11 protein-coding genes are annotated in these 13,340 nt (G+C 34.8%); 2 read left to right on the top strand and 9 right to left on the bottom strand.

The features are described from left to right. Window positions 1–44: 44 nt before the first annotated feature. Window positions 45–1,055 (top strand): formimidoylglutamase, encoded by a 1,011-nt coding sequence (locus tag NCE97_RS14130; RefSeq protein WP_353779931.1) that lies wholly within the window; start codon window positions 45–47, stop codon window positions 1,053–1,055. A 67-nt stretch (window positions 1,056–1,122) separates the two neighbouring features. Continuing rightward, window positions 1,123–2,076 carry a bifunctional helix-turn-helix transcriptional regulator/GNAT family N-acetyltransferase gene (locus NCE97_RS14125; RefSeq protein ID WP_353779930.1) on the top strand — a complete coding sequence of 318 codons (954 nt, stop codon included), beginning with the start codon at window positions 1,123–1,125 and terminating at the stop codon, window positions 2,074–2,076. Between the two features lie 9 nt (window positions 2,077–2,085). Here NCE97_RS14125 and NCE97_RS14120 read toward each other — a convergent pair whose 3' ends face one another. The 9 genes from NCE97_RS14120 to NCE97_RS14080 form a co-directional block, all read right to left on the bottom strand. Then, window positions 2,086–3,465, bottom strand: coding sequence for a Kelch repeat-containing protein (locus NCE97_RS14120; protein WP_353779929.1), 1,380 nt, complete (start codon window positions 3,463–3,465; stop codon window positions 2,086–2,088). Between the two features lie 165 nt (window positions 3,466–3,630). Next, a complete protein-coding gene (locus NCE97_RS14115; protein ID WP_353779928.1) occupies window positions 3,631–4,377 on the bottom strand; it encodes a hypothetical protein in 747 nt (248 codons plus the stop codon). Next, complete coding sequence (locus NCE97_RS14110; RefSeq protein WP_353779927.1) at window positions 4,377–6,095, bottom strand: energy-coupling factor transporter transmembrane component T family protein; 1,719 nt, start codon at window positions 6,093–6,095, stop codon at window positions 4,377–4,379. The genes NCE97_RS14115 and NCE97_RS14110 overlap by 1 nt, the downstream gene beginning before the upstream one ends. A 202-nt stretch (window positions 6,096–6,297) precedes the next feature. Beyond that, window positions 6,298–6,876 carry a hypothetical protein gene (locus NCE97_RS14105; protein ID WP_353779926.1) on the bottom strand — a complete coding sequence of 193 codons (579 nt, stop codon included), beginning with the start codon at window positions 6,874–6,876 and terminating at the stop codon, window positions 6,298–6,300. Window positions 6,877–6,916: 40 nt separating this feature from the next. Beyond that, on the bottom strand, window positions 6,917–8,152 hold the full coding sequence (locus NCE97_RS14100; RefSeq protein WP_353779925.1) for a DUF6638 family protein: 1,236 nt from the start codon (window positions 8,150–8,152) through the stop codon (window positions 6,917–6,919). Window positions 8,153–8,157: 5 nt separating this feature from the next. Further along, on the bottom strand, window positions 8,158–10,119 hold the full coding sequence (locus NCE97_RS14095; RefSeq protein ID WP_353779924.1) for an AAA family ATPase: 1,962 nt from the start codon (window positions 10,117–10,119) through the stop codon (window positions 8,158–8,160). Between the two features lie 35 nt (window positions 10,120–10,154). Then, window positions 10,155–10,352, bottom strand: a complete 198-nt coding sequence (locus NCE97_RS14090; RefSeq protein WP_353779923.1) for a hypothetical protein — start codon at window positions 10,350–10,352, stop codon at window positions 10,155–10,157. A gap of 258 nt (window positions 10,353–10,610) precedes the next feature. Continuing rightward, window positions 10,611–11,648, bottom strand: a complete 1,038-nt coding sequence (locus NCE97_RS14085) for a hypothetical protein (RefSeq protein ID WP_353779922.1) — start codon at window positions 11,646–11,648, stop codon at window positions 10,611–10,613. A gap of 83 nt (window positions 11,649–11,731) precedes the next feature. Beyond that, window positions 11,732–13,078: a coiled-coil domain-containing protein gene (locus NCE97_RS14080; protein ID WP_353779921.1), complete on the bottom strand. Its 1,347-nt coding sequence runs from the start codon at window positions 13,076–13,078 to the stop codon at window positions 11,732–11,734. Window positions 13,079–13,340: the final 262 nt, after the last annotated feature.

Below are 13,340 nucleotides of genomic sequence, written 5' to 3'. Positions count from 1 at the left end.
AAAAAACTGTATTTTTAACTATTCTTTTTTCGTTTACACTAAACATGGACAACCTTAAACTATTTTCCCAAACTGACGTCAAAACTTTGGTCAATAAGCGTGCTGGTGAATCCAAATTCGGCGAACACGTTAAGTTAATTTCTAACTTCAATACTATATACGAAGCATTACAAAATTTAGATGTTGATTATGTGATTTTTGGTGTCTGTGAAGACGTAGGAATTTTTGCAAACCATGGAAATACAGGAGCTCGCAGCACATGGAAAATTGCAATAAAAGTTTTGTTAAACATTCAAAGTAATCAATTTACCAAAGCAAATAGAGTTTGTGTTTTGGGTCATTTGGAGTATGGACATCTACTTTCTGAAATTGATAAACTAAATCCTGGGAAAAAGAAAGATGTCATCAGCGCCAGAAAATTTGTCGATGTTATTGATAAAGATGTGAGCTATTTGGTAAGCCAAATTGTAAAGGCTGGAAAGAAACCGATTATTATTGGTGGTGGTCACAACAATGCTTATGGAAACATAAAAGGAACTTCACTAGGGTTGAGCAAACCAATTAATGCTATCAATTTTGATGCGCATACAGATTTTAGAAAAGAAGAAGGTAGACATAGCGGCAATGGATTTAGCTATGCGTTTGCTGAAGGCTTTCTAAAGAATTACTTCATTTTTGGGCTGCACGAAAACTATACATCGCAGTCTGTCTTTGACAAAATGAATAAGCTCAAAGAAGTAAAATACAATACGTATGAAGCTATTGAAGTACGAAAGGAAACCAGCTTCAAGACCGAATTAAAAAAAGCATCACAGCATGTCGTGGATCAACCTTTTGGAATTGAGATCGATTGTGATGCCATAGTCAATGTGCCAAGTAGCGCAAAGACTCCAAGTGGATTCTCTGTGAGTAAAACCAGACAGTTCTTAAGTTATTTCTCTAAGTTTGAAACTGCTACATATTTACATTTATGTGAAGCTGCACCAAAGAAAAAAGACGCTTCTAAAGTGGGCAAACTCCTGACCTATCTGATTACGGATTACATCAAATCTTAATACCAAATTTGCTAGTTTGAGAATAAATATATAAATTTGCATAAGCACTTATATAAATATTAATACTATGGATGCTTTAAGAGGTTTTGGAGAATTGGGATTAGGCTCTCGCTTAAAACGTTTGAGTGAATACATCTTGCGTGAAGCTCAGGCAGTGTATCATCATTTCAATATAGATTTCGATCCTTACCTATTCCCTATCATTAAAGTTATTGCACAGAAAGACGGTGTTACCAATGGTGAAATCTGTCAGAATCTTAACCTCACCCAGCCTGCTATAACTCAGGCGATAAACAAGTTGATTAAAAAAGAATTAGTAACCATAGAAAGTGATGCTATTGATAAGCGTAAGAAGAATATTCATCTTTCAAAAAAAGGTTCGGACGTTGTGGCACAGATGAAACCTTTATGGAAAGTCATTGATGTTGTAGTCAAAGACTATACAGCGCACGAATCGAATTCATTAATAGAGCATCTCAATAAGTTTGAAGACAAGCTTTCTAAAAAACGATTAAGCACTATGATTATTGAACAAGCTAAAGCACAGACGAAAAACACGGTAAACATTATCAACTATGATAATGCTTATGCCAAAGATTTTTATGAACTCAATGTAGAATGGTTAAAAACCTTCTTCTATGTAGAACCTTATGATGAGGAAGTTCTGAGTAAGCCAGATGAATATATCATTGACAAAGGTGGTCATATCTTCTTTGCTAAACTAGGGAATACTGTTGTTGGCACTGTAGCCTTAATGCCTTTGGCAGAACCTGGTTTGTATGAACTCACCAAAATGGCTGTATCTCCTAAGTATAGAGGCTTAAAGATTGGTCAGCAGTTAATGCAGCACTGTATTGATTATGCAAAGGATGTCATGGGATTACCGAAGCTTATCCTCTACTCTAACAGACGTTTGGAGAATGCCATATATATCTATAGAAAATATGGTTTTATAGAAATTCCTGTTGAGAAGGATAGTAAATATGTGAGAAGTGATATTAAGATGGAGTTGGTGTTTTAATTTAAAAACTTATTTTTCTTCCCATTTTAGGTTTTTGGATCTACGGATTTTGGTTTTAGACAGTTGATTTAAATCGATGCTATAAACACCTTGAGAAGCTATTGTTGAATAGCTTTTCTCGATATATCCGCCTATGATATACAACTTACCTTTATGAAAAAATAATTCAGGTGATTGTATTTGAAGATTAACTGAATATTCATTTAAAACATCTGTTTCTGTGTTATAAGTCAATAATTTACTATTGTTAAATATATATATCGTATTCTTATGTGATGCGAGTCCTGGTCTTGCAATACGGTTAAATAATTTTCCCTCTACTTCCCATTTTCCAGTATCTAGATCGAAACTTTCAATGGTATTTAACAGTAATCTATTGCGACCTCCAACTAGATAAATTTTATTATTAAGTAACAAACCTTTTACCTCTCTTGGGTTAGGTAGCTTACCCAATTCATACCAGCGACCAGTTTCCAAATTATAAAGGTGCATGGCATCTGAATATCTCTTGCTTCCATTTTTATTAATCTTTTCTATACCTCCTACAGTGATAATATAATTGCCATACTGAATAGAAGCAAAATTCACTGCTTGATGCGGATTAGTAAAGTCATGAGAAATAGTATTGGAATCACGATTGTATACCTCTATAACATGATCTAGATACTTAATTTCTCCATATTTACTTTTTCTATCACCTCCTAAAATATACATGTCATCCTTATAAGCATGTATGCTATGGGAGGTTCTTGCTCTAAATTCTTTATCAGATACTTTCCAGATATTTTTGTTTATGTCATAGATCATCATAAGATCTGAATAGTTTTCTTGACTAAAAGATACCTCCCTTAATTCTTGCAAAAAATTTAATAATGTAGGCTTCCTATACTTTTCACTTGTATTACGGTTTGCGAGCCTAACTCGATCCAAATCAAATGAATTATTACCTCCGACTACATATATTTCATCATCAATAAGCACAGAAGCAAAAGCATATAAGGGTTTATTCATAGGTCTTAGCTCTTCATATTTCAATCTTGATTTTAATTTCCTTTTATGTCCAATTAAGGTTTCATCTAGGGTATTGATGAGAGGTTTTAAATAAATTACAACATCTTTCTTATTTACTATGCGTTGTAGATTAATCTTCTTAGTGTTAAAAGCCACATGAGATATATGAACGAACTGACTATTGGAATCCTCATCACTTAATCTTAATTCAAATTTTCCTTTTTCATTTGAAATGGCACCAATTTTTTCATTTATATAAACATGAACATTAGTAATGACCTGCTTGTTTTCCTCATTCAACACTACTCCTCTAATCGTTTGAGACGATAAACCCAAAGAAAATGAAACAAAAAAAGCAGTAATGATAATCGTTTTCATTATTTATTAGATATTGTAAATTAATTCATAAAATAATAAGATCCGATGCTACTATTTTTTAAAAGGTTTAAATGATATAAAAATAGATTTGAACAGCTCCAATATTGAATTGAATATCAAAAATACATAAGCAATTTAAAGATGGTGTTGGTGTTTTAAGATCCTTTAGTCTGGATCATTATCTGAAGGGTATCTACGAGTAAAATCACTATTGACTCTCTTAACTAAATTATCTACAAATATTTTATACTTAGGATTCGTTCTTTTCTGATTTAAGTGCAACTCTTTTATTGCTTCATGTTGCATTTTTATCCTAGGAATATATATAGGTTTAATGTTAATCTTATAATCTTTATAAATACCCATTAGTTTAGGTTCCGATTCAAGATTAATCCATTCATGTTTTTTAGTGTATTGTTTTATAATTTCAATTACATACCTCTTCTCTGGTCTACTGTATTCTTTATTCTCTCCAAGGTAAAAATCTCCTATTCTTTTGAGCACTTTCCATAATTTCTTATGATTTCCATATTTACTTTCTGTCTCATTAATCAACTTAATAATTGTTTCGGAGAACAAATCGTCTGGAATGTTTTCGGTATTCAAAACCTCAAAATAGTGCACGAGAACTTCTCTAGAGTAAAGCCCACCTACATAAATGTCCTTGTGAGTAAACTTGTGAAGTTTAATAGCTTTACATTGAATCAAATTCAAAAAAGCCAAAGAAATAGTTTCAGAAGCTATTTTTTTCCATTCCTTCTTCGGAAATACAGATACGTAATTAAATTCTAATTGTGGATATTGTCCAATAACATATAAGCCTATATCATCACATACGATCTCATCAGTATCAATAGTAATTTCATCTTTGGATAAAACTTTAGTATTGTAAAAAAAGGAGGAAATCGACATTAGTTACCCAAAGCCTTAATGGAATCTATTTGACGTTGTAGACGATCAATTTCTTTTTGCTTGTTATCTTCATTGATAATAGCCTTTAGCGAATCCATAACGCGATAAGCTTCAGTAATACCAGATTTGCTAAGATCATCTACAGGTCTAATCTCATCAACATAGTAGTGTTCTATACCTTCACTAGCACGCCATGCTTCGTTAAGTTGGTCATAGACATCTTTGTCCCAAGTGCTTGGATGTTTTACATCAATCCAAACAACATCTCTGTATTCACTGTCAATAAGTGCCATGTCTGGCGTTGCAGAACCATCAAACTTTCCGGCATCATTGCTTTTCACTGCTGAAATCGTCCCCAAGAAGAACATACGCTTTCTGCCTGCTATGTCTTTGATATATGGTCTAAACTCTACAGGCTTATTTACGGACCAGTCAAATTCCTTGCGTGACTCGATTACTTTTAGTGGCATCGCAGAAACACCTGCATAACCTTGCTTTTTCGCAGCATGGTCGTAGTAGTAGACTTTATCGGTACCATCCGCAGGAATAAACACACTAAAGGTTAAACTGGTACGCTCATCACCGACAGGCTCTAAACCAAACCAGTGATATAATCCGTTGTAAGCATCAACACCAGTGTCCTCGAAATCAAAATCAGTAACAAATGGTTGTTGATTTTGATCATCTGGCAAATCAGGAATCTTTACAGCCGTCTCCATATTCCATGGTAAAGGATCACTAAAACCTCCTAAGAACTTTAAAGACTCTGCCTGAAGTCGAGATACTTTTTCGCTTAATGTATTTTGACGCTGAAGGAATGGATAGTTCTTCATCTCTTCTGGCTTGATGAATTTTCCTTTTCCTATCGCAATTCGCTCTAAATAGTCATTAAAATCATGCTCGCCATTTTCTATGACCATCACACCTCCGAATACTGGATACGGAAAGAAAAAGCCTTTATATTTGGTTAAACTCACAACTTCCACCCACTTGCCTGCATCATCTTTCATGTAATAAACATCACCTGGCTCGTAATTGAACAGCATCCAAGGATTGAAGCGTTGTACTACAGCGTTATACGTATTTCTACTAAACTTTAAGGATTCACCTATAGAAAAGGTTACAGGAATTCGATTCTCGTTAGAAAACCTAGGAAATGGTGATGTACTAGATACTGAAAAAACTTCTTCTGTATTGTCACTAATACGCTGCCATACATATTTTTCGGACGGCTGAATTGCCATAGTCCATTTGTTCTCACCATCAACTCTAACCAAGTGCGGCAAGGACACATCTTTGGTCTCTCCTACACTTTCATTGGCCATTGAGAATATGTTTCGCAAAGGTTGAATACGCTCATTCTGCGTTAATGGTAGTTCGTTGATTTCAACTTTATTCAAATCCAAGAAGACGTTATAAGTCTTCATGTATTCGTACATCTTATAATGCCAACCTACGAGGTATAAGATTCCGAAGAACACAAGCAATAAGGCTAATATTCCAAAACGCTTTCCTGTTGAAGCTGTCTTTCTGAATTTTCGCAATCCGAAGTACAACACTAGAATACTCAGCAGTATTGGAAAGATGTACTTTCTCAGAAATAATAATGCAGGTTGATAGTCATCTCTTAGGAAAAACAAAAGCGCTACTAATACAATAGCAAGGATTATAGTAATTATCTTCTGTTTACGACCTTTTTGCCAATAGCGTTTTATCATTATTATGAATTATATGTTTTGTTCGTTTTCCTTCTTTGTTTCTTCACGCACTATGATGTATAAGCAAATTGCCATACCAAGTGACCCAGAAACAGACAACCACTTCGTTAAATCATTTTCAACTAGAATCAGCTCAGCTATAACAGCAAAGACAAAAATGATAAGAAATATAAGTGCAGTTTTCTTTCTATTAAAATTCATATTACAACAATCCTTTATCTTTTAATCGCTCTCTGGCACTTTTCTTATCTGCTTCTGAATCTGATGCTTCGTTGGCACTAGTCTCATTAGAACTGTCTTCAGAATCATCATCATTGCCTTTAACGTCTTCTACCAAATCACTAGCTTTTTCTCTAACATCATCAACCAAGTCTTTCCCTTTTTCGACAACATCCTTAACGATACCACCAAGGTCACCTGTCTTGTCTTCAATAACATCTCCAGATTTAATCACAAAATTAGCCACGTATGTACCGACCAATGTTCCGACGATACAAGACGCAAACATGGATATGCCTGGATAGCTTGAAAATATTTTGAAAGGTGTTAAAAACTGTACTATAATAGACACAATTAAAAACAGTGCCGTCACATAGACCAAGCGCAATAAGAACTTTTGCTGGTAAATGAACCCTGTTTTATCATCTGCCTTCATTTGAAGTTCTTTGGAATTGACAATCTTATTAAGGAAACGATACAAACCATTACCATTAGACTCTCGCCAATACAATAAAATCCCGAATAATATTGAGGCAATAAATATGATAAACTCTATAGTCATGATGAATTAGATTACTGTTTATAAAATTAGTCTAATTTCCTTAAATATTGTTACGAATGGTGTCAATAACCCAGTCCTTAAATGAATCTTCCCAGGTTTGATATTGTTGATAGAACTCCTGTTTATCATACCAATATACAAACAAGACATCCTTAGCGGATACATTAACCAACAGTTTCCAAATCAAATCTTGGTGCCTAGCCTCCAATGAAGAATGTGGTTCGTGCAACGCAAAGTAAAGCCCATCATCTACCATATCTGCTATCTTAAAAGCATTACTACGCTCTAAACGCTCTAAGTACATCTCTACACCATTGACACGCTTTAGAGCATGTACATCTATTGTATTAAGGTATCTTCTAAATAGTGTTTTATTTGATAAAATATCAGCAATACTATGTGTCGGTTCTTTCAATTCATTGTAGAAGACAAAGTTCTTAATTCGTGCATAACGAGGTGTTTTCACTACTCTTTCTAGATCTACTTCAACGATAAGATGCTTTCGTAATTTCACCATTAATTCTGGTTGCGAAATATGAAAGATCAATACATCATGAACCGTATCTTTAATCGCTTCCTTATGCGCTTCTTCATCTTCAAAAACGACTATTGGTGTGATAAAATCTCTGAGAACATATACACCTCCGTAAGCACGAGTATAAAAAGAATCCGTCTTAAATTGTAACGGTTCTAGTCTTAAATCTCTCTGACGTAAATCGCCATAAGTCTTTGCAGATTCTAGCAATTGCTCATGTATGGTTTCATTGATAAAGTTATTTCCATCCTTGAAATGCTCTATGAGTTCTAGCTGTTCTTTCTGCTTTTTCTCGAGATCATTTATCAATCTAAAATTGATTGAAACACTCTCATACTTCAAAACATCCAAAGGTGCATAATACATATCAACACCTTGATCGAAATCCAAGCATATTGCGCTATCTCTGGTTATGTCATTGATTCTAGACTCATACGTCTTAAAGACAAACTTCATCATGTCTTTATCGAAAGTGTGGTAAGGAATATAGACTGGCTTTCCCTTTTGTAAAGGTGAAATGATAATACCATGTGGATTGGCATCACCATGATTGAGGTAATTAACATCGTTTTTTTCCTCTGCCACCTCAGGGCTCCAGCCAATACCATCAATAGAAAACTTTTTGAGTTTGGTTTTTGTGAAGCCAAGCGTATCTAAGCAATCGTTATAACGCTCTACGAGTTTCCCGCTTATTGGGATTAATTCACTTTGATATAAACCTGCTTTTTTTAGTTTGTCCATGTTTATTAATCACGCTTATCAAACTGCTCTCTAGCTTCTAACTCAATATTCATCTGGTTAACTCTGGCATCAACTTTTCGTTTAAAGTCTGTATCAGCAATGGTAGCCACATTATCGAGATACCTTACTACTTCTTGTCTACGAATATCTGAGAAGTCCAAACCTTTCATATTGGCACGCATCAACTCTTGAAGCATGTTGTACTTGGTTTCATAATTTTTTTTGAAATAGATTTCAGGATTCTCAAACCAATCATCTTCTAAGTCAAAATCGGTTAATCGTAATGAGACCGCTTTTTGAATGTTCCTCACATCTCTAGATGAGAAGAATGGGAATATCTTCTGAATTTCTTTATATAATGTTGCATAGAACATGTGATCGTCATCTTCATGCTTTTTCAAAACACGCTCGAAAGTTTCTAAAACACGTTCTTCAGTCGGCTTATCATTAAGCTTCAAAATTTCACCCAAATTCTTAGCCAGCCCCTGATCGTCTAAGTAATTATACTTTTCTGGATCATCCATGTTGATAAATCCAGGCATTGTATTTTCGAGCTTGCGCCACCATAAATGATCTTGATCTAAGAAATCGTGCTCTGTTCGTGCTCCGTCAATCTTAAAACGACCTTGCACACGAGAAATAACTGCTTTATCCAACATTTCTGGCAGATTGGTAAACAATCCTATAGAGCTGTTTCCGTAATTGACTGCATAGGCACCTTCGGTATATCTCAAAAACACACCAATAACTTCCTTAACACCAGCTGAAACACCTTGGGCAGTACGTTCTTGCAGATTGTTCTCCGCATCATCAATCGGTGCAAAAATCAATCGTGTTGGATCTTGTAAAGGATGCATCCACTCTACCATTTTTTCAGCTGAACCACCTTGAAAGGTACTAATCAACGTATCTGGCATTGGATGGAATAAGAATGGAATTTCTAGATTATCGCTATGCTCCTTCAAACGTGTTGCGATGGCAGCAATCAACATACTTTTTCCTGTTCCTGGAATACCATATCCCATAAATACTGGCATGAAGCCACCAAGTTCTTGAAAAGGATTTTTCTTTGCTTGAAAGTCATAACTCAATAAACGCTCTGTCAATCGTCTTGCAAAGTGTTTCGCATCTTTATTACCAACAATTTGTTCAAACTGAATTTTATTGAACTCTACACTTACAGCAGCACCAGCAAAGACATTATTCCAACCATCTACCGCAAACTCAGAGTTTTCTAGTTTGTACGCTCTATCAGTAATGGTTTCGGTATATTCTAAAGAATTCTTTCGTAGAATGATTTCATCTAGTAAGGCTTCAAAATAAACTACAGTAAAATCGATCACATCTTTATCCTTAGTAATAATTTCTGGATGATCTAGATATTTATCATAATAGAACAATGCACAGGATATTCCTTTTAATGGGGATAATAAGGACACTTCAGGAATTCCTGCAAACTTCTGTTGCATCACGCTAAGGTCATCTGAAGCATGTGGTTTTAAATCGTGTAAAATCTTGTATGCTGTAGCAAATAGCATAAATGCAGTAGCTGTGAGCATTTTACTTTCGTATTCACGCTTACCGGCATTGTCTAAGGCCGATTTGTTTTCAATTAATGTAGAAAGCCCAGATGAATCATAATAACTGTCCTTTATCCAAATCCCTAACGTTAAGGCTTCTTGCACAAAGAATAAGGTTTCATTGAGAAACACTGGTAGTGCTATCGATTCTGGTAATAATCGTTTCTTAAGTCCAAGAACTGTTTTAGAAACAGAGACCACATCCGAAACACCATTGCCCTTAGCTCTAGACAGGTATAATAATATGGATTGATCTTGCGCATCTTTGTCTCTATTCTTAGCACGCTGACTTTGCTCCCACTGTATGCTCTTGAGATAAGAGGTTGCCTCTTCTCTTAGCATATCGAGCTCATTTTGTTTTATAGGGAATGTTGAACTGTGTTCCATGTATAGTTTCAAGTTATAAGTAAAAAGTTATAAATCTAAGTTCTAATTCCTTTTACTTTTTCGTTTAATATCTTGTGTAATTCGTTGTACTCCTTTTTCTTCATCCAAATCTTCTCGATTTCTAAAACTCCTTTTGAAGAAATTACACCTAATACTTCAGTATCAGAGTAATTTCCTAAATCAATATCGTCTATATCAGAATATCTAATGGATATAAGTACTCCTTGATCCATGAATGGCATAAATAAAGTTGAATCAGTTAACCTAATTTTATAACCTTTTAAATTAGAAAAACATCTCTTATAGAATAAATATCCGTAACCGTAAAAAAACAATGTTCCAAAAAACAACAAAGTATAGAACCACCATTCCTTACCTTCTATGATTATTATATTGCTTAACAACAAAGAACCCAATAAAAAGCCTAATACTATCTGTATTAGATAGTTAAAAGGAGGTCTATATCTAAACTCTTTTTTCAATTACAATTACTACTTTAAATCTGCCACTTGAAATGGAGGCTTAGCCAAACCATTCATTAGTTCTGGCGTTTTGTTATATAACATTTGAATAATCCTATGTGGTGCAAATACATATTGCTCTCTTGTAGGATCATTCCATTTTTGAAATATCTGCTTGTTGAAAAAACTACCTTGTTTGAATTCTGAACTTGATGATATTTCGTCTATTCTGAATGAAACTGCGTAGGACTCCAAAGGAATTTCTTTCTTAGATATACCATCCAAAATCGCATGTGTGATTTCATGTTCATCCTTTGCAAAGACGTTGTGTAAGGGACCTACATCTATACGCTTGATAATTCTTGGTCTTACCTTTTCTAAACGTCTGTCTATGGCATAAGCCATTGCGTCCATGGACATTTCTCTATCCGCTGTTTGCTTTAGGGCTTCGTAGATTTCGTCTTTATAATCTTTGACATCTCTGCCGTCATAGTCAAAATACAGGAAACAAATAAAAGGTCTATTGTGAGCTACATCGTAGAAACTCCAACTGGTCATAAACTCAGCACTGAAGTTTTTTGGTGTCTTGAAGACTTTGCCTTGTACAAAACGATTAAAGATATATTCCTTTTTTACAGAGGTATAATAGGCAATCGAAGCAGCTTCAAAGAGTTTACGCTTCTTTACAGGTTGCTTTCGACGCATAAGCGTATCGAGAAAATCCTCTTTAAGTTGATCTAAATCTGGTAATTTTCGAATATGCTGATCTCTTAGTTCTAAATCATTAAAGAGATAGCGAAACTCCAAATAGTTTGGAAATCCAGAATCCGTAAGATCAATCTTCATATTGTCCTCATCATCATACATATATTTTACACGCATTGCTTCAATAGAATACAACAGCAAATCTGAATATTGCTTGAACAATTGTAATTCTTGCTTATTGCTTAGGTTTTCGTGCTGAACACCTACAATCAACTCTTTCAATGCAAAATCTACCATCTTATGATAGAAGATGTATTGATCTTTTGAATCGAGTTCAGCAGAATCTAATGGTGTAACAATCATACGTAAATGAGGTACAATTTAAAGTAATTAAAACCTGATAGTGTTTTACCACTATCAGGCTCAGTGTTTATGAAAGTAGCTAATTATCCTAATAAATCATCATCTCCAGAATCTTCTGGCTTGCCTTCTCCAGATGGCTCTCCATCATCTCCTGAAGGTGCAGTTCCATCAGCTTTATAGTATTCTTCGAAGATTTCCTTCATATCAATACCATAGCGCTCAGAGAAGTTTTTCTGGATTTCAACATCTTTATTTCTAATTTCCTGTAACGCTTCAGCATAAGTACTATATACGCCTTGCATCACTTTTTCATGTACAGGAATATTATCCATCATTTCCTGACGTGCCTTAGCACTAGCAGTATGCATTGCAGCAAGTGTTTCTCCAATGTGCTCATCAGTCTTCACACCAAGATGCTCTAATATCGCAGCAAACTCCTGGTCTGTTCTTGCCTTAAGTGCTACAACATAACCATCATAATATTTTAGACGCTCATCTGTATCACTCTTCAGTTTTGCACGATGTGTTTGCAGGTTACTTCTTAGAGACGTTAGTACTTTAATGGTAAGGTTGTGCTTGTGCACGAAACTATCCTTACTCGCTGCTAAGGTTGTATACGCATTCTTAAGACCTTCTAGTTCTTCTACTGTTTGCTCTAGTTTAGTAACTTTAGCTAATGCATCCGAATATTCCGTAGACTGCTTATCCGCAACATCTTCTAAAGCTTGTCTAGCCTGCTTAAGTAGTGCATATTCCGCTTCTAATTTATCTTCAACTTCAGCTTTCTTTTCTAAAGCCTTTGTATGATTCTTACTTGCCTCTACGATAGCATCTTGCAAACGGTCTTCTACTTCTTTGATTTCAAGCTCACGATCTTTTAATCGCTTTACAGCAGCCTGACTCTTGAAGGATAATTCATTTAACAACGTTTGAATATCTGCTGTTTCGATACGCTGCTGAAACATTGCTTTAGCCTTATTATCAGCAGAAGCACGATTCTTTTGTGCATCTTTTAGCTCTTGCTGTGCATTTTTGATTTTGCTTTTTCGCCCCCAAAGGTTATTCCACCAGGTATCTGGTTTGCTTTCAGCATCTTCTAATTCAACCTTCGCACGCTCTAAGCGCTTTATCGCATCGTCGATGACTTTTTGCTCTTCAGCATTTAATGCAGAAAACCCTTCAAAGATAATTCCTACTTCATCTTGATAATCCGTAAGGTCCTTTATGGCATCTAAAAGCGTAGTTCTATCTTTTTCGGCCATATGAACAACATCGTCCAAGGTCGCATTTAAGATCTTTTGACGCATCTCCGGATCATCCTCCTGAGCAAGCTTAGACTTCATTTGGTCAATCGCTTTTCCCCAGTTTACATCAACTTTTTCTTGTTTTTCTTGAGAGTTAGTCTCTAATAAATCAAAATCATCAGACATTTATTAATGAATTAATGGTTATACAAATTTTAAGGACAAGCAATTTCGGTAAAAAAAACCATTCCTTAAAATGAAATTTCTAAAATATAGGTATCAAAAAAATATAAAATGTTACAGAAATGGATTTGAGCGATTTTTATTGAATTTTTATCGATTTTGAAGTAAAAAACTGACAATATTCCAAAAGCACTTACTTTATTTTCGCAATTACTGATTTACAGCAACTTATAGTAATTATAACGTTTGCGATGAGTTACTAACA

The organism is Winogradskyella sp. 3972H.M.0a.05 (genome assembly GCF_040493455.1).
Classification (GTDB): domain Bacteria; phylum Bacteroidota; class Bacteroidia; order Flavobacteriales; family Flavobacteriaceae; genus Microcosmobacter.
The sequence above is the reverse complement of the archived record's forward strand: the minus strand, read 5'-3'. Positions and strand labels throughout refer to the sequence as shown.